A 21845-nucleotide genomic window follows, 5' to 3' on the forward strand; every position below is an offset into this window, starting at 1 on the left:
GTCGCATCAAGCCTTGTCCAGCTTGCCCATCACGTCGCCGCGGAAGCCGTAGATCGTGCGACTGCCGGCGAGCGCGACGAGCTGAACGTCGCGGCTCTGGCCGGGCTCGAAGCGCACAGCGGTGCCTGCCGCGATGTCGAGCCGCATGCCGCGGGCCTTGTCGCGGTCGAATTGCAGCGCCGGGTTGGTTTCGAAGAAATGATAGTGCGACCCGACCTGGATCGGCCGGTCGCCGCTGTTGGCCACCGTCAGCGTCACCGTGGCGCGCCCGGCATTGAGCTCGATCTCGCCGTCTTCGATGAACAGTTCACCGGGGATCATTGCGGCTTTTCCTGCTTCCAGAATTGCTCCTCGACATCGAACTGATCTCGATGTCGGTCAACGTAGTCATAAAGCCTCACCGAGAGCGCATCGAGATGAGGAGCAAGCTTGTCATCGAACGCATTAGCTTGCTCGCGCACGCCAGGAGGCGCCTTGTGCAAGGCGGCGGACTGCATCGCAGCTGAATGCCAAGGAGTACCCGGCTTCGATGCAGCGATCGCCGTCTCCATCACCTCCGCCAATTCGACAGCTCCGACCTCACGCAACGCATCGCAGATATATGGCGTGTACTCACCGGCCGAATTGGTAAAGAACTGCCAGACGCCTCCGTTGAAGAGTTCCGCCTGCAAGCGCCATAGCATGACGAAGATGCGCTGCGCTCCTTCGAGATCCGGCTCGAGCCCGGAGTCGAAAAGATAGGCGCCATGTAGCTCGGCTAGTCGATGTCCGGCTACGGAGGCATCGATCGGCATCGTGATCACCTGATCGGCTGGTGCACAGTGACGAGCTTGGTGCCGTCGGGGAATGTGGCTTCGACCTGGATGTCGTGAATCATTTCGGCGATGCCGTCCATGCACTGGTCGCGCGTGATCACCTGGGCGCCGGCGTGCATCAGTTCGGCAACGCTGCGGCCGTCGCGCGCACCCTCGACGATGAAATCGGTGATCAGCGCCACGGCCTCGGGATGGTTGAGCTTGACGCCGCGCTCGAGCCGGCGGCGGGCGACCATCGCTGCCATCGAGACCAGCAGCTTGTCCTTTTCGCGGGGGGAGAGGTTCATGAAGGCACTCGATCGAATGAGCCTGAAATTCGGACGTGACGCGGGATCAACTCAGCCACAGCCGCGGCAGCGCGCGGCCGGCGGCGCGGCCGAGAACGGTCATCATGTCGGCGCGCAGCTTCGCGGCATTTTGGGCGCAGAACCGGGCCATTGCAAACCCATTCCACGCCGAAATCCCAACCTCGGCGCCGAACGTATCGGCCGCCTCGCGCAGCCGTTCGACCAGCGCCGCATCGCCCGGCACAATCAATGCGGTGCCGATCGCGACGCCGGCTTTGGCCACTGCAGCGCGTGCCAAGAGGGCACCGATCTCGCCATCGAGCCGCACGGTTTCGGCGAACACTAGTTTGCCGCCGCGCCGCATCCGCCAGCGGTCGACGAATCGGCCGTGCTGCATGGTCTCGCCCATCGCCGAGCGGCCGAAGATCACCATCTCGGACAGCAGCAGCGAAGCATCGTCGGCAAGCTCGATATCGATCCGGCGCTCGGCGCGCGCCTGGTCGAACAGGATGGTCTCCTGCGGCAGCCACGCCAGATGGCCGCCGCTCGCGACCTTGAGGGTGATATCGAGCTGCGCGGCGGGACCGTGCGAGCGATACACCTTCTCGGCCGCCGCCGTGGTCAGCGTCAGCCGCGCATCGGCCTGAACGTCGAGGCTGATGCTGAAGCGATCCCCACCGGCGACGCCGCCCGCGGTGTTCACCAGCACAGCCGACAGCCCCTGCTGCTCCGGCGATGGAAAGCGCACCCGGAGCGATCCGGCTTCGTGCACCGGTCCGCGCCGCGTGACGCCGCCATCCGCCCGCACCTCGACGGCCACTTCGCCGACCGCGCGATTGGCGGCGAAGGTCTGCGAGGTGATGAGGCTGGTATCGGTCGCGATCATGCCGAGTATCCGCGGCGGCGCCGCAACGGCAGCGCGCTCCCTCGCCCCGCCCTGGACGCGCTCCCTCGCCCCGAGCACGGCGAGCTCCCTCGCCCCGCTGTTGCGGGGAGAGGGGTGGGGTGAGGGGCGACGCGAGTCACGGACTCTCGGCTACGCGGAGATGCCCCCTCACCCGGATCGCCGCTGCGCGACGATCCGACCTCTCCCCGCACGCGGAGAGAAGTGAAGATGCGCTCCGATCGTTGCCGACGAAGTCTGTTCAAAGCCGTCCTACAGCGCCATCTGCCGGCTGATCTCTGCGGGGTCGAGGCTGGCGCGGTCGCAGGTGTATTTCACTGCGCCGCGATCCATCACCGCGAAGCTATCGCCGAGCTCGCAGGCGAAATCGAGATATTGTTCGACCAGCACAATGGCGATGTTGCCGAGATTGCGCAAATACGAAATCGCCCGGCCGATATCCTTGATGATCGACGGTTGAATGCCTTCGGTCGGCTCGTCGAGCAGCAGAACCTTGGGCCGCATCACCAGCGCCCGGCCGATCGCGAGTTGCTGCTGCTGGCCGCCGGACAGGTCGCCGCCGCGCCGCTTCAGCATCGAATTGAGCACCGGAAACAGCGAGAACACGTCGTCGGGGATCGACTTGTCGGCGCGCTTCAGCGGCGCGTAGCCGGTCTTGAGATTCTCTTCGACCGTAAGCAGCGGAAAGATCTCGCGGCCCTGCGGCACCAGCGAGATGCCACGCCGCGCCCGCTCATACGGCTTCAGATGCGAGATGTCGGTGCCGTCGAAGGTGATCGCGCCGGACGAGATCGGCTGCTGTCCCACCAGTGCACGCAGCAGGCTGGTCTTGCCGACGCCGTTGCGGCCGAGCACGCAGGTCACCTTCCCCGGCTCCGCCGCGATCGACACCCCGCGCAACGCCTGCGCCGCGCCGTAGTAGAGATTGATGTTGTCGACGGTGAGCATGGGCTCGTCCTCAATATGTAGCTTCAGCAAGAGCCGGCGTACTTTGCCCGGCCGTCATCCCGCCCACGGACGTCATCCCCCGCACATGCGGGGGATCCAGTACGCCGCAGCGTTGCGGTAAACACGCGGCGTCCTGGGATACTGGGTCGCCCGCCTGCGCGGGCGATGACGGTGCAGCGTGGGGAGACGGCGCGAGAAACAACCCAGCAAGAATCATCATCACCGCCCCAGATACACTTCCGCGACCCGGTCGTTGGCCGAGACGTCGTCGATCGAGCCTTCGGCCAGCACGGTGCCTTCGTGCAGGCAGGTGACCTTGACGCCGAGTTCGCGCACGAAGGTCATGTCGTGCTCGACCACCATTACGGTCTTGTCGTGGCTGTTGATCTCGCGCAGCAGCTCCGCGGTCTGCTGGGTTTCGACGTCGGTCATGCCGGCGACCGGTTCGTCGACCAGCAACACCTTGGGGTCCTGCGCCAGCAGCATGCCGATCTCCAGCCACTGCTTCTGGCCGTGCGACAGCGAGCCGGCGAGGCGGTCGCGGGCGTCGCGCAGGCGGATGATGTCGAGCACGCGCTCGATCCGCTCGCTCTCGTCCCTGCTCCGCCGCCAGAACAGCGTACCGCGCACGCTGTGATCGACGTTGAGCGCCAGCAGCAGATTGTCTTCGATGGTCTGGCTTTCGAACACCGTCGGCTTCTGGAATTTCCGGCCGATGCCGAGCTTGGCGATCTCGGTCTCGTCGAGTTTGGTGAGGTCGACGGTGCCGTCGAACACCACCTCGCCTTTGTCCGGTTTGGTCTTGCCGGTGATGATATCCATCATCGTGGTCTTGCCGGCGCCGTTCGGGCCGATGATCGCCCGCATCTCGCCGGGCTCCAGCGTCAGCGACAGGTTGTTGATGGCGTGGAAGCCATCGAACGAGACGTGAACGCCGTCGAGATACAGCATCGCCGAGGTCGAGCGGGTTTCGAGCATGCTCATGACGTCACTCCGCCGGCTTCGGTTGGATCACGCCGTCTTCCCGCGCGGCGCTGTCCGCGGTGTCGGTCGGCGGCAGCTTGCGCGAGGCCAGCCACGCATTGACGGTGCCGACGATGCCCTTCGGCAGCAACAGCGTCACCGCCACGAACAGGGCGCCGAGCATGAACAGCCAATACGGCGCCAGCGGCCCGGAGGTGAACACCGTCTTGGCGTAGTTGACGACGATCGCACCCAGCGCGGCACCCACCAGCGTGCCGCGACCGCCGACCGCGACCCAGATCACCGCCTCGATCGAATTGCCGGGGGCGAATTCGCTCGGGTTGATGATGCCGACCTGCGGGACGTACAGCGCGCCCGCGACGCCGGCCATGCAGGCCGACAGCGTGAACACGAACAGCTTGTAGGACTCGACGCGGTAGCCGAGGAACCGGGTGCGGCTTTCGGCATCGCGGATCGCAATCAGCACCTTGCCGAGCTTGGAGGTGACGACCGCCCGGCAGATGAAGAAGCCGATCGCCAGCGCCAGACAGCTCAGCATGAACAGCGCCGCGCGGGTGCCGTCGGCCTGGACGTTGAAGCCGAGAATGTCCTTGAAGTCGGTCAGGCCGTTGTTGCCGCCGAAACCGAAATCGTTGCGGAAGAACGCCAGCAGCAGCGCATAGGTCATCGCCTGGGTGATGATCGACAGATACACGCCGGTGACGCGGGACCGGAACGCCAGCCAGCCGAAGCAGAAGGCGAGCAGGCCCGGCACCAGCAGCACCATCACCGCCGCGAACCAGAACATATCGAAGCCGTACCAGTACCAGGGCAGCTCCTTCCAGTTCAGGAACACCATGAAGTCCGGCAAGGTCGGATTGGCATAGACGCCGCGGGTGCCGATCTGGCGCATCAGATACATGCCCATCGCGTAACCGCCGAGCGCGAAGAACGCGCCGTGGCCGAGCGAGAGGATGCCGCAATAGCCCCAGATCAGGTCGATCGACAGCGCGAGCAGCGCGTAGCAGACGTATTTGCCGAACAGCGAGATCAGATAGGTCGGCACGTGCAGCGCCGACGACTCCGGCGTCAGCAGATTGAGCAGCGGCAGCAGGATTCCGATCGCAGCGAGCAGCACCAGAAAGATCGTCGCTCCGCGATCGAGCGAGCGGGTGAGGATGTGCGGGGTCATGACGCCACCCCTCCGTCATTGCGAGGAGCCCCCGGATCGGCGCTTCGCGCCGTCCGAGGACAGGCTCCGCGACGAAGCAATCCAGAGTCCAGTGCACGAAGCTCTGGATTGCTTCGCTTCGCTCGCAATGACGTGGCTGATGTGGTGGATATTGCCGCGAAACTGGGCCTCGCCACAGACGATAAGCGCGCGATCCTGGCTCCCCTCCCCCTTGCGGGGAGGGGTCGGGGGTGGGGGTGCCTCGAGGTGAGGCTCCCGTTATGGCCCCTCACCCCAGCCCTCTCCCGCAGGCGGGAGAGGGAGTTCGGCTGCGACGCGGGGCAAAGGTGGTGCACTCCGATCATCCTCATGCCTCCACCGCCCGGCCCTTGAGCGCGAACAGGCCGCGGGGGCGCTTTTGGATGAACAGGATGATCAGCACCAGGATGGCGATCTTGCCGAGCACGGCGCCGGCGACCGGCTCCAGGAACTTATTGGCGATGCCGAGCGAGAACGCGCCGACCAGCGTGCCCCACAGGTTTCCGACGCCGCCAAACACCACCACCATGAAGCTGTCGATGATGTAGCTCTGGCCGAGGTTCGGGGAGACGTTGTCGATCTGCGACAGCGCCACGCCGGCAATGCCGGCGATGCCGGAGCCGAGCCCGAAGGTCAGCGCGTCGACCCGCGACGTGGCAATGCCCATCGACGCCGCCATCCGGCGGTTCTGCGTTACCGCCCGCATCTCCAGGCCGAGCGAAGTGTAGCGCAGCATCGCCAGCAGCAGGGCGAACACCGCCAGCGTGAAGCACAGGATCCACAGCCGATTGTAGGTGATGGTCATCTCGCCGAGTTCGAATGCACCGCTCATCCAGCTCGGATTGCCGACCTCGCGATTGGTCGGACCGAACAGCGTGCGCACCGCCTGCTGTAGGATCAGCGACAGGCCCCAGGTGGCAAGCAGCGTTTCCAAAGGACGCCCGTAAAGAAAGCGGATCACGGTGCGCTCGATCAGCACGCCGATCGCGCCGGCGACCAGAAAGGCGAGCGGCACCGCGATCAGTAGCGAGTAGTCGAACAGCGCCGGGTAGCGAGTGCGGATCGCTTCCTGCACCACGAAGGTGGTGTAGGCGCCGAGCATCACCATCTCGCCATGCGCCATGTTGATCACGCCCATCACGCCGAAGGTGATGGCAAGGCCGATCGCGGCGAGCAGCAGCACCGAGCCGAGCGACAGCCCGTACCAGGCGTTCTGCACCATCGACCAGATCGCCAGATTGCGCTCGATCGACGCCTTGGCGCCGGCGATGCCGCTGGCGACGGCGGCGCTCTGGCTGGACGGCGCGCCGGTGAGCAGCGCCATCGCTTCCTGATCGCCACGCGCCTTGATGGTGGCGATCGCATCCAGCTTGTCGGCATCGGAGGCGCCCTGCTTGAACAGCAGAATCGACGCCCGCGCCTCGGTGAAGGCACGCTTGGCGGCGGCGTTCTTTTCCGCCTTGAGCGCCGCCTCGACGGTCGGCAGCATGGTCTCGTCGTGCGATTTGAACACCGACTGCGCCGCCTGGATCCGCTTGTCGAGATCCGGCGACAGCAGAGTCAGACCGGCCATCGCGCCGGCGACGACGCGGCGCAGCTTGTTGTTGAGCCGCACCGCGCTGGCCTTGGCCGGCAGCGCACCAACCGCCTCGCCGGTCGCCGCATTGGCGATCTTGCCGTCGTCGGTCTTGATGAAGGCCGCCTTGCTGTCCGGGTCGGCGTAGAGCTTGCCGTCCTGCAGCGCGGTGATGATCACCGCAGCGCGCGGATTGCCGCTGGCGACCAGCTTGCCGATCGCGTCCTCGCTGTCGGAGAAAGAATCTTGGGCGAATTGCGCGATGGCGTCCTCATAGGGACCGGCCACTGCCGGCAAGCTCCCCAATGTGGCGAACGCGATCGCGACCGCGGCAAACAGAATGCGCGTCAGATGGATGAGAGGCACTGAAGTATCCCGGCAAGGATTAAGGTGCGTCGGAGGATGGAAAGGGCGGCGCGCACCGGCGTCGCCGCCCTTTCGCTTGTCGGACGTCAGCGGATAATCAGGCGAACCGTCAGGTGCCCTGGCCGCCGCACTTCTTGGTCACGGTGTTGTAGTTGCCGCACTTCAGCGTCACCCAGTCACCGATCAGGTCCTTCGAGCCTTCCAGCTCCTTCGACCAGGCGTCGCCCGGCACCAGGCCCGGGGTCTTCCACACCACGTCGAACTGGCCGTCGGCCTTGATCTCGCCGATGAACACCGGCTTGGTGATGTGGTGGTTCGGCAGCATTTCAGAGATGCCGCCGGTCAGGTTCGGCGCCTTGGTGCCCGGCAGCGCGTCGATCACCTTGTCCGGATCGACCGAGCCGGCCTTCTCGACCGCCTTCACCCACATGTTGAAGCCGATCACGTGGGCTTCCATCGGGTCGTTGGTCACGCGCTTCGGATTCTTGGTGTAGGCCTGCCAGTCCTTGATGAACTGCTCGTTCTCCGGGGTCTTGATCGACTGGAAGTAGTTCCAGGCGGCGAGATGACCGACCAGCGGCTTGGTGTCGATACCGGCGAGCTCTTCTTCGCCGACCGAGAACGCCACCACCGGAATGTCGGTGGCCTTGATGCCCTGGTTGCCGAGCTCCTTGTAGAACGGCACGTTGGCGTCGCCGTTGATGGTGGACACCACGGCGGTCTTCTTGCCGGCCGAGCCGAACTTCTTGATGTCGGCGACGATGGTCTGCCAGTCCGAGTGACCGAACGGGGTGTAGTTGATCATGATGTCTTCGGACTTGACGCCCTTCGACTTCAGATAGGCTTCGAGGATCTTGTTGGTGGTGCGCGGATAGACGTAGTCGGTGCCGGCCAGCACCCAGCGCTCGACCTTTTCTTCCTTGGCGAGATAGTCGACCGCCGGGATCGCCTGCTGGTTCGGCGCGGCGCCGGTGTAGAACACGTTGCGCTCGCTCTCCTCGCCTTCGTATTGCACCGGGTAGAACAGGATCGAGTTCAGCTCCTTGAACACCGGCAGCACCGACTTGCGCGACACCGAGGTCCAGCAGCCGAACACCACCGAGACCTTGTCCTTGGTGATCAGTTCGCGGGCCTTCTCGGCGAACAGCGGCCAGTTCGACGCCGGATCGACCACCACCGCCTCGAGCTTCTTGCCGAGCACGCCGCCCTTCTTGTTCTGCTCGTCGATCAGAAACAGCACCGTGTCCTTCAGCGTGGTCTCGCTGATCGCCATGGTGCCGGACAGCGAATGCAGCACGCCCACCTTGATGGTGTCGTCCGCCGCCTTGGCCGGCCCGAACGCCGACAGGCCCAGAGCCAGGCCGGCCGCCGCGGCCAGCCAGCTCCGGCGGCTGATCGGGGTCGCTCCGAGTCGCTTGGTTTCAATACGCATGTGGTGTCATCTCCCTGACGCAGACATGATGCGCGGCCCCAACGGCCGTCTGCGGCAAGCAAGATCGCAAGAAGTATGCCATGCCCTCGGATGCGCCTAAGGCGATGATCGCGCGGGACAATTCGGATTTGAGCAAAGTTCGCCGCGAACACGTCAGCCCAATGCATGGGCAGAAGCAATGACCGCACATTGGCCATTCAGCACAACAAATAATCAAATGTTCGCAAGCTGATTAATTATTGCACTTTCCTGCCAATCGCGAAGGAACAGCAATTGGACCTTGAAAGCAGTGCAGCGATGTTCCATATGACTGTGAGAGACCTAGAGAATCATCAGGTCGTTGCGAGCCGCGTGTTCTGATCCCGCGTTCTGTCCTGAACAGCGGTTTCTGGTTCGCCTTTCATCCGATAATAGCCGACGTTCCGGACACGCGAGCGTCTCAGAGTTTCCAAGCGCACCCGACGGGCTCCGTCGGGCGTTTGCTTTCATGATGGAAAGAACCAACCTTTTGACCTCCTTTCAGGAATTCGGCCTCGCCGATCCGATCGCTCGCGCTCTTCAGGAAGAAAACTACCACACCCCCACGCCGATCCAGGCGCAGACTATCCCCCTCGCCCTCGCCGGCCGCGACGTCGTCGGCATCGCCCAGACCGGCACCGGCAAGACGGCCTCGTTCGCGCTGCCGATCCTGCACCGCCTGCTGCAGAACCGGATCAAGCCGGCCTCCAAGACCTGCCGCGTGCTGGTACTGAGCCCGACCCGCGAGCTCTCCGGCCAGATCCTCGACAGCTTCAATGCCTATGGCCGCCACATCCATCTCAGCGCCGCGCTGGCGATCGGCGGCGTGCCGATGGGCCGCCAGGTTCGCAGCCTGATGGGCGGCGTCGACGTCCTCGTCGCCACTCCGGGCCGCCTGCTCGACCTCGTCCAGGGCAACGCGCTCAAGCTCGCGCATGTCGAATTCCTAGTGCTGGACGAAGCCGACCGCATGCTCGACATGGGCTTCATCAACGACATCCGGAAGATCGTCGCAAAGCTGCCGATCAAGCGGCAGACGCTGTTCTTCTCGGCCACCATGCCGAAGGACATCGCCGACCTCGCCGAGCAGATGCTGCGTGACCCCGCCCGCGTGGCGGTGACGCCGGTGTCCTCGACGGTGGAGCGGATCAACCAGCGGGTGATCCAGCTCGACCATTCCGCCAAGCCGGCCGCGCTCGCCCAGATCCTCAAGGACGACAAGGTCAATCAGGCGCTGGTCTTCACCCGCACCAAGCATGGTGCCGACAAGGTGGTGAAGGGCCTCGCGCGGGCAGGTATTACCGCCGACGCGATCCACGGTAACAAGTCGCAGAACTACCGCGAGCGCGTGCTGGCGGCATTCCGTACCGGCGAATTGCGCACCCTGGTAGCGACCGATATCGCCGCGCGCGGTATCGACGTCGACGGCGTGTCGCACGTGGTCAACTTCGACCTGCCGAATATTCCGGAGACCTACGTCCACCGCATCGGCCGCACCGCGCGCGCCGGAGCGGACGGCACTGCAATCTCGCTTTGCGCCGGCGAAGAGATGGCGTATCTGCGCGACATCGAAAAACTGATCAAGGTGTCGTTGCCGAAGGAAGATCGTCGCACCCCGGGCGCCCACGCCGCTCCCACCCCGCCGCCGCATCGCGGTCCCCGTCAAGCGCCCCACGGCCATTCTCCGCGCAACGGTGATTCACCGACGCGGGGAAAGAATCGTCGGCGCCACGGTCCCGCAGCCGGCCCCGCCCGCCAGTCGGACGCCAGCCGCCACGAGGCAGCGCCGCGCTCCCAGCACGGTGGCAACGGTGAGGGTCTGCAGGGCGTCGCGTTTTTGCAGCGCAAAAACCGCCCCGCACCGACCGCTCATCAGCACCGCCCGCACCGCTAACGAACAGCCGATCTGGAGATACCGATGGCCAAAGAAGAGCTGATCCAGTTCGAAGGACTGGTGACCGAAATTCTCCCCGACGCGCGCTACCGCGTGCAGCTCGATACCGGACACGAAATCGTCGCCTATACCGCCGGCAAGATGAAGAAGAATCGCATTAAGACGCTGGCCGGCGACCGGGTCACGGTCGAGATGTCCCCGTACGATCTGGAAAAAGGTCGGCTGATCTTCCGTCATAAGGACGAGCGTCCGGGTGGCCCGCCGCGCAGCGGTCCGCCGCGCGGTCAGTTCCGCCGTCGCTGAGGCAAACTGCCTAACAACAAGGCGCTTTGCCGACCGGCAAAGCGCCCGACAGCCTCCTACTTCCGGAACCTCCGCGGCTCAAAAAATCGCGCATGCCAGGATTGTTTTGGGGACAGGCTTCGCATAATATCTGTTAATCGATTTTCGGCCGGACGACATTAGCTATCCACCGGTACAGCCGGTTCAGAACGCTGACGACCCTTCCAAAAATTCGATCTCACCAGCCCACCGAGACAAAGTGGGCATCGACCGTGTCTATATTGAGAAGGGACTACCACCCGTGAGCATGGGAACCGTGAAGTGGTTCAACGCGACCAAGGGCTACGGCTTCATCCAGCCGGATGATGGCGGCAACGACGTGTTCGTGCACATCAGCGCCGTCGAGCGTGCCGGTCTCGGCACCCTGCGCGAGGGCCAGAAGATCAGCTACGAAATCGTCGCCGATCGCCGCTCTGGCAAGTCGTCGGCCGACAATCTGCGCGCTGCAAGCTGAGCAGATTTAGGTTCTGAACCGAATGGGGCCGCGTTAACAGCGCGGCCTCCTTCATTTTTGGGGATGCTTCTTTAGCAGATGTCGGCGTATGAGCGCTAAAGAGGAAAGGCTTAGTTCGTCGGACACACCGTGGTGCCGTACAACACGCAAAGCGATTGTCGCGGCCGCGTATAGGACTGGTCAGCTAGGCTAATACCAGCCTGGGGAATGAAGTACGCGACCGTCGGCTGATACTGATAGCTAACTTCGCTAAAAATCAGATAGGTATTGGCGACTTTGAGGCCGTCCGGAATCGTGATGGTGTCGCCCGCCTGCCGGGTCGAATTCGTCACCGTCGCGGTAGCCGAGCTACCACTTTGCGTGACGGTCCCCGTCTTGCTCCACTGTACCGTGGCAACCTGGTTCTTGTTGACGAAGACCTCGGTGATGGTCGCTTTGACCGGCGTCGCCGAATACGGAGTCAATACGCCGTAGCTCGCGGCAAACACGTTCTTCAGGTCGTTGTCAGTGACGCTGGTCGACTGCGACACCAGATCCGACAACGTCCGCGCCACCAAGGTCACCTTGCGATCGACGGCGATACCGGACGTGACTTCCACGGTTGCGAGAAACATCACCAGCATCACCGGCACGATGATGGCGAATTCGATCGCGGCCACGCCGCGGCGATCGCGTTGCAGCCGTCGCAGCAACACGAGCGATCGAACAAAAACAAGACGTTGGAAACTGGACCGCATCGCTGCTCGCTCAAGGCTCGTTGCGGAACGCGGCGGTTGCCGACAGAAGTCGTTTACCGCCGGCAAGATTTGAGGTGTCAAAGCCGAGACCCGTGACAAACAATGGCCATTGATAGAAAGCGCGAACCACGATGATGTCGCCGGCCTTACCGATGTTGTACTGCATGTTGTCGACGAAATTCTTGTTGGTATCGATCGGTGTTGTGATGCTCACAGTGCCGAAATCGCTGCCATAATTCTGCACGTCGACGCGGACGCCGTTGCAATCGAACAGCGAGATGAGACGCTTGCAGATCTCGGTCTTGAACTGATCCTGCGTCATCGAGGAATTCTGAGCCTGCCGCGTAAAGATGAGCCGCGACGAGTCCTGAACCGCGGTCTCCAGCACCTGGCTGGCGAAGAAGATCATCGCCACTTCGATGATCGCGAACAACAACGCGAAGAAAATCGGGGCGACGATCGCAAACTCGACTGCCGCAGAGCCGTTCCGGTTACGACGAAACTTACGAGCCATTGCTCGCGCCGGTGAAACAATGGACGGCATCGATCCGCAACCCTCTTCCGTCAGTCGGCCTCTGTTCGAGGCAACCTAATCGCAACACATTGTGGAAGTGTTTCTCTGTATTGAAACGAAATGCGACGCGCTGTTAACCGCGCGTCAACCACAACGTTCTGGCCCCAAAAGTGTCGGCCAACCGCCACACTAAGGAAGCTGGCGAGACACATCCGCAATTTGCGGATCTAGAACGATGCAGAGACAGCCTGACCAGCTTCGCCTGATCCCCTCAGCATCGATACTCGCGGCGCAGAAAGCACATGCAACACCCCGAGGAACAGAGTGTGCTCGCCGAATGCTGTGGGCTCGACGGCGCTCTCAACCGTGGAAGGTTTACGAACCAACGAATGCGCCTCTTGGCGGCATCGGCGCACGACAATGAAAAGGCGCCCGCCGATTTATGAATCAAGCTGAAATTGAAACAGAACAATTTGACGCAGTTTGTCCGATTTTGAAGCAGCTTGCGTCGCATTGGTACGCGACCACGGTATCGGCGTGCCGAGCACAAGGACTTCGCCGCTCAATTACTTCAAATTAACAGCACATTTACCCTCCCCCGGAAGTGCCAACGAAACACCTGATGCCCCCATGTTTACGCAATCGAATTAACTGCGCTGCAATTTCCCCCCCTAGGGTTAGCTCCATGGTCACGGTGCTGAGAACGCCGGCAAGACCAAACAGAGTTCGACAGCCACGTGTACATGGAGCTACCCGATGAAGAACATCGTTGCGCGTTTCATCAAGGACGAATCCGGCGCCACCGCGATTGAATACGGCCTGATCGCCGCCGGCATCTCGCTCGCCATCATTGCCGCGGTGCAGGGCCTCGCCGGCAAGCTGAACTCGACCTTCACCAGCGTCCAGAACGCGCTGAAGTAATCGGCGGGTCGGCCGAACAATCAAGGCCCCGGCATTCCGGGGCCTTTTTTGTTCACGCTCCGTCTCACGATCAGAACCGCAATGCACCGTTCCGATCATATCCAACCGATTCCGGCGCCTGATGGTGCAGTTGCGGCCTCACGCGACACGGCCGCGCGGCAGATGGTCTGCGCAGCCCTCGCGCTCGCAGTCGCAGCGGTTCTTGTCCAGATCGCTGCGACGTTCTGGTGAGGACGGACCGCATTTCCCGATCATTCACTTCTGCCGTCTAGTTTGGCTTTCGAACCCGTGGTTCGATTGTCCGCAGAGTTCCGACGAGGCCAAGATGATCGCCGACCTGCTTCGCATTTCGCTGTTTCCTGCGTTGATGGCCTTCGCCGCGACCAGCGACTTGCTGACGATGACGATCTCCAACCGGATTTCGCTGTTGCTCGTCGCCGGCTTCCTGCTCTTGGCGCCGCTCACCGGACTCGGCGCATACGACATCCTGCTGCACTTCGGGGCCGGCGCGCTGGTGCTTGCGGTCGCCTTTGGCTGCTTTGCGATGGGCTGGATCGGCGGCGGCGACGCCAAGGTGGTGGCCGCCGCGGCGCTATGGTTCGGCTTCGACCACCTGTTGGACTACCTGCTGTACGCTTCGCTGTTCGGCGGCGCGCTGACGCTGTTGCTGCTCGGCTTCCGGCAGTGGCCTCTGCCCTATCGCCTGGCCTGCCAGGGCTGGGTCCTGCGGCTGCACGACCAGCAAACCGGCATTCCTTACGGCATTGCGTTGGCGATGGGCGCGCTGGTGATCTACCCGCACACCGAATGGATCAAGGCGGTCGATATCGCCCGTCTCTCTCTGGGCTGATTGTCCGGGAACCTCCCGTTAACGCGATTTAGATACGCCTCATTAACCATGCTTTGACGAATAGCTGGTCAACTCGCCTCACTGCGGCGGGTGCGCCGCCCGAGTCATGTGGAAAGTGAAGCGTATGAATCCCGCGCGCATTGTCGTGCTGACCGTCGCTGTCGGTGCCGGCGGCGTCGCCGCTTATCTGGCCAGCAGCGCCGGTCCGCAGCCGGCTGCCGCTGCTGCGCCGGTTGCCCAGCTTCAGACGATCGAAGTCCTGGTCGCCAAGAACGACATTCCGCTCGGTCAAGTCGTGACGCCCGGCGATCTGGAATGGCAGACTTGGCACGCCGCAAGCGCGAGCTCGAACTTCATCCGCCGCGACACTCAACCCAGCGCCACCACCGATGTTGGCGGCTCGATCGCCCACGCGCCCTTCATCGCCGGTGAGCCGATCCGCAAACAGAAGCTGGTCAAGGCCGATGGTTCCGGCTTCGTGCCCGCGATCCTCCCCGCTGGCGTGCGCGCCACTCTGGAGCCCGGCGCGGCTGGCGCACGACCGGGCGGCACGCTGGCACCGCACCTTGCCGATGCGCGGCAGACTGCCTCGAACGACATCACCGAAGCCAAGCGTGCCTCCGTCAAGGTGACGCGCTACGAAATTACCACTCAGGCATCGTTGCAGAGATGATCGGAGGACGGGAGATGACTCGCAATACCGGCCCCCGATTGACCCACTTCTGGCGCGGCACGGCGATCGCCCTATCCGCAGCCGTGGCGCTGACGCTGATCCCGAGCTGGACCGCGGTTCACGCCAGCGACTACCGTGCGGCACCCGTCCCACCGGCGTCGTCCGGCCTGAACGCCCAATCGGTTTCGCTCGGAATCGGCAAGTCGATGGTGATCGACCTGTCGCGCGACATCAAAGACGTGCTGGTTGCGGATCCGAAGATCGCTAATGCGGTGGTTCGTTCGGCACAGCGCGCCTACATCATCGGCGCCGCCGTCGGCCAGACCAACATCGTGTTCTTCGATTCCGCCGGCCGGCAGATCGCCGCCTACGACATCGCAGTCACGCGCGACCTCAACGGTCTTCGGACTGCGCTCAAGCAGACCTTGCCCAACGCCGAAATCCAGGTCGAAGGCCTTGGCGACGGCGTGATGCTGAACGGCTGGGTGACCTCCCCGATCGACGCGCAGCAGGCTTACGACCTCGCCGTGCGGTTGGTGGGTGAAGACAAGAAGGTCGTCAACAACATTGCGGTCCGCGGCCGCGATCAGGTGATGCTGAAGATCACCGTTGCCGAAGTGCAGCGGGACATCGTCAAGCAGCTCGGCGTCGACCTCAGCGCCAATATGGCGTACGGCACCGCCGTGGTGAACTTCAACAACTCCAATCCATTCACCCAGTCGGGTGGTCCGCTGGTTTCGACCAATGCACTGACCACCAAATTCGGATCGCTGCCGTCGGTCACTGCAACGCTGCGAGCGATGGAAAGCGCCGGCGTCGTACGTACCCTCGCCGAGCCGAATCTGACGGCGATCTCCGGCGAGCCGGCCACCTTCCTGGCCGGCGGTGAATTCCCGGTGCCGAGCGGCGTGACCTGCACCAACGGCGTCTGCACCCCGTCGGTGACATTCAAGAAGTTCGGTATCCTGCTCAACTTCACGCCGGTCGTGATGACCGCAGGCCGGATCAGCCTGAAGGTGATGACCGAAGTCTCCGAGGTGTCGAGCGACAACTCTGTCATCATCAGCAACATGTCGGTGCCGTCGATCAAGACCCGCCGCGTCGAGAGCACGGTGGAAATTCCCTCGGGCGGCTCGCTCGCGATGGCCGGCTTGATCCAGGAGCAAACCAAGCAGGCGATCAATGGCATGCCCGGTGCGGCGCAACTGCCGATCCTCGGCACGCTGTTCCGCAGCCGCGACTACATCAACCGCCAGACCGAGCTGATGGTGCTGGTGACGCCCTACGTGGTGCGCGCGGTGGCCCAGAAAGATCTGTCGCGGCCCGACGACGGCTTCGCCGACGCCTCGGATCCGCAGTCCGACCTGCTCGGCAGCATCAACAAGCTCTACGGCGTTCCCGGCCGGACCGAGCCCGCCCGCACCTATCGCGGCCGGTTCGGCTTCATCACCGACTAGGCGGAGCGAGGACAGCACGATGACATCTCCTACCTCCGCCAAAGTGGCGCGCGGCCTCGGTCTCGGGGCCGCTTTGATCGGTTTCTCGCTGTCGCTGGGGGCCTGCACCCACACCAGCCGGGAAGTCGAAGTCACCCAGAGCATCCCGACCGACTATCGGCAGCGCCATCCGATCGCGATCCGCGAGGCCGATCGCACGGTTGAAGTCTTCGTCGGCAATGGCCGGGGCGGTCTCACCCCCGTGCAGCGCGCGGAAGTCGCCGAGCTCGGCCAGACCTGGCTGCGTGAAGGCACCGGCGCGATCATTGCCGAAGTGCCCTCCGACACGCCCAACGCCCGTGCCGCCTCCGACACCATCCGGGAGATTCAGTCGGTGCTCGCGGCCAACGGCGTGCCGCCGCGCGGCGTGACGGTGAAACACTATCGTCCGGCCGACCCGCGCACGTTCGCGACCATCCGCCTGATCTATCCGAGGGTGACCGCCGTGGCGGGGCCCTGCGGGTTGTGGCCGGAGGATCTCGGTCCGAGCATCAAGAACAAGGGCTACTACGACAATCGTCCGTACTGGAATCTCGGCTGCGCCAACCAGCGCAATCTTGCCGCGATGGTCGAAAATCCCGCCGATCTGGTCCAGCCGCGCCCTGAAACGGCGCCCTACACCGCACGTCGCGCGGTAACCTACGACACCTATCGCACGACCAAACCAGACACCAGCGACAAGAGCAAGTTGAGCGGCGTCGGACAATGATCAGTTACTCGCGGCAAAATCAGGACGAACCGGCCACGGCGGCCCCGGATGCAGGGCCGGAGGATCACATCGCGCCGGCGCCGCGCGTCTCGGTTCAAGCGTTCTGCGAGACCGTCGAGACCGCCGCCGCAGTGCAGGCCGCAGGCGAAGATCGTCGTCTCGCCAAGGCGCATCTGAAGATCCAGATGGGCGGCGTGGTCGCGGCGATCGAAGCCTATCGCTCCGCTCCGACGCCGAACGTCATCGTGCTCGAAACCGACGCGCGCAGCGACGTGCTGGCCGGTCTCGACCAGTTGGCGACGGTGTGCGATCCGGGCACGCGGGTGATCGTGATCGGCAAAGTCAACGACGTGACGCTGTATCGCGAACTCGTCCGGCGCGGCGTCAGCGACTACGCGATCGCGCCGGTGCAACCGATCGACGTCGTGCGCTCAATTTGCAATCTGTTCTCGGCCCCTGAAGCCAAAGCCGTCGGCCGCATCATCGCAGTGGTCGGAGCAAAAGGGGGCGTTGGCGCATCCACCGTCGCCCACAACGTCGCCTGGGCGATCGCCCGTGACCTGGCGCTGGACTCGGTCGTCGCCGATCTCGATCTCGCGTTCGGCACCGCCGGCCTCGACTACAATCAGGACCCGCCGCAAGGCATCGCCGAAGCGGTGTTTGCACCCGACCGCGTCGATACCGCCTTCGTCGATCGGCTGCTGTCGAAATGCACCGACCATCTCAGCCTGCTGGCTGCGCCGGCGACGCTGGACCGCGTCTACGATTTTGGCGCCGATGCTTTCGACTCGGTCTTCGACACGCTCCGTACCACGATGCCGTGCATCGTGCTCGACGTGCCGCATCAATGGACCGGATGGGCCAAGCGTTCCCTCATCACCGCCGATGACATCCTGATCGTCGCGACGCCCGATCTCGCCAATCTGCGCAACACCAAGAACCTGATCGACCTCTTGAAGGCAGGACGGCCGAACGATCGTCCGCCGCTCTACTGTCTCAATCAGGTCGGGGTGCCGAAGCGGCCCGAGATCTCTACGAGCGAGTTCGCCAAGGCGATCGAGAGCCCCCCGATCGTCTCGATCCCATTCGAGCCACAGATCTTCGGTGCGGCCGCCAACAACGGCCAGATGATCGCGGAGATCGCGTCGAACCATAAGACGACGGAAATGTTTCTGCAGATCGCCCAGCGGCTGACGGGGCGCGGAGAGGCCAAGAAGCCGAAGGGGTCGTTCCTCGGGCCGATTCTGGAGAAGTTGCGGGCCAAGTAAGCCTGGTGTTGGAGTATCGAGGTGTTTGGTAAGCGCGGACCGGAAAACGAAGTCAGGGCCTTGAAACCGGCGAGCTTCTCGCCGGAGCCGACGATGCGCGCCGTCGAACCCAAGCCGGTCGTGTCATCACCACCGCTGGCGCCAGCGCGCCCCCTTCAGCGCCGCCGGTGCCAGTCGAGACGCGCCGCTCCGAGAATTACTACCAAGTCAAGGCGACGATCTTCGGCGCCCTGATCGAAGCGATCGATCTGGCACAGCTTGCCAAGCTCGACGGCGAATCCGCCCGAGAAGAAATCCGCGACATCGTCAACGAGATCATCGCGATCAAGAACATCGTGATGTCGATCGCCGAGCAGGAGGAACTGCTCGACGACATCTGCAACGATGTGCTCGGCTATGGTCCGCTCGAGCCGCTGCTGTCGCGCGACGACATTTCCGACATCATGGTCAACGGCGCCGGCACGGTTTACATCGAAGTCGCAGGCCGGATTCAACGCACCGGCATTCGGTTTCGTGACAACCAACAGCTCCTCAACATCTGCCAGCGCATCGTTAGCCAAGTCGGTCGGCGCGTCGACGAATCCTCGCCGATTTGCGACGCGCGCCTCGCCGACGGCTCCCGCGTCAACGCGATTGTGCCGCCGCTGGCGATCGACGGACCAGCCCTCACCATCCGCAAATTCAAGAAGGACAAGCTGACGCTCGACCAGCTGGTCAAATTCGGCGCGATCACGCCGGAGGGCGCTCAGATTCTGCAGATCATTGGCAGGGTCCGCTGCAACGTGCTGATCTCCGGCGGTACCGGCTCGGGTAAAACGACCCTCCTGAACTGCCTGACCAACTATATCGACGACGACGAGCGTATCATCACCTGCGAAGACGCGGCCGAACTGCAACTGCAGCAGCCGCACGTGGTGCGCCTCGAAACCCGCCCCCCCAACATCGAAGGCGAAGGCCAGATCACGATGCGAGATCTGGTCCGCAACTGTCTGCGTATGCGTCCTGAGCGGATCATCGTCGGCGAAGTCCGCGGACCAGAGGCGTTCGACCTGTTGCAGGCGATGAACACTGGTCACGACGGCTCGATGGGCACGCTGCACGCCAACAATCCGCGCGAAGCCCTGTCACGTTGCGAATCGATGATCACGATGGGCGGATTCGCGCTGCCCTCGCGCACGATCCGCGAGATGATCTGCGCCTCGATCGACGTCATCATCCAGGCGGCTCGCCTGCGTGACGGCTCCCGCCGCATCACTCACGTCACCGAGGTGGTGGGGATGGAAGGCGACACCATCATCACCCAGGACATCTTCGTCTACGACCTGTTGGGCGAGGATGCCAACGGTCACATCGTCGGCCGCCACCGCGCCACCGGCATCGGTCGTCCGCGGTTCTGGGAACGCGCCCGCTATTACGGCGAAGAGCAACGACTCGCCGCGGCGCTGGATGCCGCGGAGGTCGTGGCCAACTCATAAGAGGCCGGAGCGATAGAAATGCAAACGCTCGCACTCGGCTTCTTCGCTGCCATCGCCGTCGGCGGTGTGGCATGGGTTTTCGTCTATCCGCTGCTGTCCGGAGAGAAGACTGTCGAACAGCGGCTGACTTCCGTCGCGCGCTCCACGCCCACCGTGCGTCAAGCCGATCGCACGCAGCGGTCACGGCGTGAGCAGATCGAAGGCTCTCTCAAAGAGATCGAGACCCGCAACGAAAAGCAGAAGAACGTCCCGCTGACCGCCAAGCTGTCGCAGGCAGGTCTCGATTGGACTCCCGGCAAATTCGGCGTGGTTTCGGCTTCGCTCGGCATCTTCGTGCTGGGCATCGCGATCATCTTGGGCGCCGGACTGCCGGCCGCGGCCGGTCTTGGTTTCGCCGCCGGCTTCGGACTGCCGCGCTGGACGCTCGGCTATCTCAAGCGCCGCCGCGAGAAGAAGTTTCTGGCTGCCCTCCCCGACGCGGTTGACGTTATCGTTCGCGGTATCAAGGCCGGCCTGCCATTGTTCGACTCGATCAAGATGGTGGCCGCCGATTCACCTGAGCCGCTGCGGGGCGAGTTCAATGCCATCATCGAGACCCAGGCGATCGGCATGCCGATCGGCGAGGCCTGCGCCCGGCTGTATGAGCGGATGCCGATTCCCGAAGCGAACTTCTTCGGCATCGTGATCTCGATCCAGCAAAAATCGGGCGGCAACCTTTCCGAAGCGCTCGGAAACCTGTCCAAGGTGCTGCGCGATCGTAAAAAGATGGCCGAGAAGATCCAGGCGATGTCGATGGAAGCCAAGGCATCGGCCGCGATCATCGGTTCGCTGCCGATCATCGTGATGCTGCTGGTCTATGTGACGACCCCGGACTACATCTCTCTGCTGTGGACACATCCGACCGGTCGCATTCTCCTCGCGGCTTCGGCGCTGTGGATGTCGGCGGGCATCTTCGTGATGAAGAAGATGATCAACTTCGACTTCTGAGGGCGGCCATGTTGGATTTTCTAATCGAGAAGTTCCACGACGCGCGGTTCATGGCGACGCTGCTCGCGGCCATCGCAGCCAGCGCGACGGTCTACACCCTCATCATTCCGTTCTTTGCAGGCGAGACGCTTGCCAAGCGAATGAAGGCCGTCGGCAGCGAACGCGAGCGCCTGCGGCAGCGCGAACGCGATCGCCTCGCCAAAGCCGAGAAGGTGTCACTGCGCCAGGCGCCGAAGAAATTCGTGGCGCGCGTGGTGGAAGACTTCAACCTCGCCAAATGGCTGGCGCAAGAATCCGCACGCGACAAGCTGGTGATGGCCGGTTACCGAGGTCAGGCGCCCTATGTCACCTTTCTGTTCTTCCGGATGGTGATGCCGATCGCGTTCGGCGCGGCCTCGGCACTGTACGTGTTCGTAATCGCGAATTTCGACCAGCCACTGACGGTCAAGATCGGTATGTGCGTCGCCGCGATTTTCTTCGGCATGCAGGCGCCAATGCTGTTTCTGAAAAACGCGATCCAGAAGCGGCAACTGTCGATCAAGCGGGCGTTTCCAGACGCGCTCGACCTGCTTTTGATCTGCATCGAGTCCGGCATGTCGATCGAAACGGCGTTCCGACGGGTCTCGATCGAAATCGGATCGCAGTCGATCCCGCTCGCCGAAGAATTCACCCTGACCACCGCCGAGCTGTCCTATCTTCAGGACCGCAAGCAGGCTTACGAAAATCTGGCGCTGCGTACAGGCCTCGACGGCGTGAAGTCGGTCTGCCTGGCGCTGCAGCAGTCGGAGCGCTACGGCACGCCGCTCGGCCAGAGCCTGCGGGTGATGGCGCAGGAAAATCGCGACATGCGCATGAACGAGGCCGAGAAGAAGGCAGCAGCCCTGCCGCCCAAGCTCACCGTGCCGATGATCGTGTTCTTCCTGCCGGTGCTGTTCGTGGTGATCCTGGGCCCGACCGGCATTCGCATCGCAGCGATGCAGTAAGGTCGACCGCTTAAAGGATCAGC

General features: G+C 63.4%; 22 protein-coding genes and 1 pseudogene. 12 read left to right on the forward strand and 11 right to left on the reverse strand.

Going from position 1 to position 21845, the window contains the following annotated elements:
• Nucleotides 1–6: 6 nt before the first annotated feature.
• The 9 genes from LRC39_RS18810 to urtA all read right to left on the reverse strand — a co-directional run bounded on the left by LRC39_RS18810 (nt 7) and on the right by urtA (nt 8501).
• On the reverse strand, nt 7–321 hold the full coding sequence (locus tag LRC39_RS18810) for an urease subunit beta (RefSeq protein WP_263989218.1): 315 nt from the start codon (nt 319–321) through the stop codon (nt 7–9).
• Nucleotides 318–794: a DMP19 family protein gene (locus LRC39_RS18815; protein ID WP_263989219.1), complete on the reverse strand. Its 477-nt coding sequence runs from the start codon at nt 792–794 to the stop codon at nt 318–320. Before LRC39_RS18815 ends, LRC39_RS18810 begins: the two co-directional genes overlap by 4 nt.
• 5 nt (nt 795–799) lie before the next feature.
• On the reverse strand, nt 800–1102 hold the full coding sequence (locus tag LRC39_RS18820) for an urease subunit gamma (RefSeq protein WP_011159202.1): 303 nt from the start codon (nt 1100–1102) through the stop codon (nt 800–802).
• Between the two features lie 46 nt (nt 1103–1148).
• Complete coding sequence (locus LRC39_RS18825; RefSeq protein WP_346295268.1) at nt 1149–1988, reverse strand: urease accessory protein UreD; 840 nt, start codon at nt 1986–1988, stop codon at nt 1149–1151.
• Between the two features lie 270 nt (nt 1989–2258).
• The gene (gene urtE, locus LRC39_RS18830; RefSeq protein WP_107345421.1) at nt 2259–2954 is read right to left on the reverse strand and encodes an urea ABC transporter ATP-binding subunit UrtE; all 696 of its coding nucleotides are present in this window, start codon (nt 2952–2954) and stop codon (nt 2259–2261) included.
• A gap of 219 nt (nt 2955–3173) precedes the next feature.
• Nucleotides 3174–3938 (reverse strand): urea ABC transporter ATP-binding protein UrtD, encoded by a 765-nt coding sequence (gene urtD, locus LRC39_RS18835; protein WP_346295269.1) that lies wholly within the window; start codon nt 3936–3938, stop codon nt 3174–3176.
• Nucleotides 3939–3942: 4 nt separating this feature from the next.
• Nucleotides 3943–5109, reverse strand: coding sequence for an urea ABC transporter permease subunit UrtC (gene urtC / locus LRC39_RS18840; RefSeq protein WP_263989222.1), 1167 nt, complete (start codon nt 5107–5109; stop codon nt 3943–3945).
• Between the two features lie 346 nt (nt 5110–5455).
• Nucleotides 5456–7069 carry an urea ABC transporter permease subunit UrtB gene (gene urtB / locus LRC39_RS18845; RefSeq protein WP_264074223.1) on the reverse strand — a complete coding sequence of 538 codons (1614 nt, stop codon included), beginning with the start codon at nt 7067–7069 and terminating at the stop codon, nt 5456–5458.
• A gap of 109 nt (nt 7070–7178) precedes the next feature.
• Nucleotides 7179–8501, reverse strand: a complete 1323-nt coding sequence (urtA, locus tag LRC39_RS18850) for an urea ABC transporter substrate-binding protein (protein WP_107345426.1) — start codon at nt 8499–8501, stop codon at nt 7179–7181.
• A 490-nt stretch (nt 8502–8991) separates the two neighbouring features.
• On the opposite strand from urtA, the gene LRC39_RS18855 reads away from it, so the two are divergent.
• The 3 genes from LRC39_RS18855 (at nt 8992) to LRC39_RS18865 (ending at nt 11209) form a co-directional block, all read left to right on the forward strand.
• Nucleotides 8992–10413, forward strand: coding sequence for a DEAD/DEAH box helicase (locus LRC39_RS18855; RefSeq protein ID WP_346297527.1), 1422 nt, complete (start codon nt 8992–8994; stop codon nt 10411–10413).
• A gap of 24 nt (nt 10414–10437) precedes the next feature.
• Nucleotides 10438–10716 carry a translation initiation factor IF-1 gene (gene infA / locus LRC39_RS18860; RefSeq protein ID WP_011159210.1) on the forward strand — a complete coding sequence of 93 codons (279 nt, stop codon included), beginning with the start codon at nt 10438–10440 and terminating at the stop codon, nt 10714–10716.
• Between the two features lie 280 nt (nt 10717–10996).
• On the forward strand, nt 10997–11209 hold the full coding sequence (locus tag LRC39_RS18865) for a cold-shock protein (RefSeq protein ID WP_011440687.1): 213 nt from the start codon (nt 10997–10999) through the stop codon (nt 11207–11209).
• Between the two features lie 110 nt (nt 11210–11319).
• Here LRC39_RS18865 and LRC39_RS18870 read toward each other — a convergent pair whose 3' ends face one another.
• Complete coding sequence (locus tag LRC39_RS18870) at nt 11320–11946, reverse strand: TadE/TadG family type IV pilus assembly protein (protein WP_346295270.1); 627 nt, start codon at nt 11944–11946, stop codon at nt 11320–11322.
• Between the two features lie 10 nt (nt 11947–11956).
• Nucleotides 11957–12490, reverse strand: coding sequence for a TadE/TadG family type IV pilus assembly protein (locus LRC39_RS18875; protein ID WP_346295271.1), 534 nt, complete (start codon nt 12488–12490; stop codon nt 11957–11959).
• Between the two features lie 726 nt (nt 12491–13216).
• Here LRC39_RS18875 and LRC39_RS18880 point away from each other — a divergent pair.
• The 9 genes and pseudogenes from LRC39_RS18880 to LRC39_RS18920 all read left to right on the forward strand — a co-directional run bounded on the left by LRC39_RS18880 (nt 13217) and on the right by LRC39_RS18920 (nt 21822).
• On the forward strand, nt 13217–13381 hold the full coding sequence (locus LRC39_RS18880; RefSeq protein ID WP_011159214.1) for a Flp family type IVb pilin: 165 nt from the start codon (nt 13217–13219) through the stop codon (nt 13379–13381).
• A 325-nt stretch (nt 13382–13706) separates the two neighbouring features.
• Nucleotides 13707–14231 carry an A24 family peptidase gene (locus LRC39_RS18885; protein WP_164572673.1) on the forward strand — a complete coding sequence of 175 codons (525 nt, stop codon included), beginning with the start codon at nt 13707–13709 and terminating at the stop codon, nt 14229–14231.
• A 124-nt stretch (nt 14232–14355) separates the two neighbouring features.
• The gene (gene cpaB / locus LRC39_RS18890; RefSeq protein ID WP_346295272.1) at nt 14356–14904 is read left to right on the forward strand and encodes a Flp pilus assembly protein CpaB; all 549 of its coding nucleotides are present in this window, start codon (nt 14356–14358) and stop codon (nt 14902–14904) included.
• 14 nt (nt 14905–14918) lie between these two features.
• Nucleotides 14919–16361, forward strand: coding sequence for a type II and III secretion system protein family protein (locus LRC39_RS18895; RefSeq protein ID WP_346295273.1), 1443 nt, complete (start codon nt 14919–14921; stop codon nt 16359–16361).
• Between the two features lie 19 nt (nt 16362–16380).
• The gene (locus LRC39_RS18900) at nt 16381–17109 is read left to right on the forward strand and encodes a CpaD family pilus assembly protein (protein ID WP_264074229.1); all 729 of its coding nucleotides are present in this window, start codon (nt 16381–16383) and stop codon (nt 17107–17109) included.
• A complete protein-coding gene (locus LRC39_RS18905; RefSeq protein ID WP_346295274.1) occupies nt 17106–18377 on the forward strand; it encodes an AAA family ATPase in 1272 nt (423 codons plus the stop codon). Before LRC39_RS18900 ends, LRC39_RS18905 begins: the two co-directional genes overlap by 4 nt.
• A gap of 21 nt (nt 18378–18398) precedes the next feature.
• A pseudogene (locus tag LRC39_RS18910) lies at nt 18399–19852 on the forward strand (CpaF family protein).
• Nucleotides 19853–19864: 12 nt separating this feature from the next.
• A complete protein-coding gene (locus tag LRC39_RS18915) occupies nt 19865–20839 on the forward strand; it encodes a type II secretion system F family protein (protein WP_346297528.1) in 975 nt (324 codons plus the stop codon).
• An 8-nt stretch (nt 20840–20847) separates the two neighbouring features.
• The gene (locus LRC39_RS18920) at nt 20848–21822 is read left to right on the forward strand and encodes a type II secretion system F family protein (RefSeq protein WP_264074231.1); all 975 of its coding nucleotides are present in this window, start codon (nt 20848–20850) and stop codon (nt 21820–21822) included.
• Nucleotides 21823–21845: the final 23 nt, after the last annotated feature.

The sequence above is a fragment of the Rhodopseudomonas sp. P1 genome, assembly GCF_039642825.1.
Lineage (GTDB): Bacteria > Pseudomonadota > Alphaproteobacteria > Rhizobiales > Xanthobacteraceae > Rhodopseudomonas > Rhodopseudomonas palustris_H.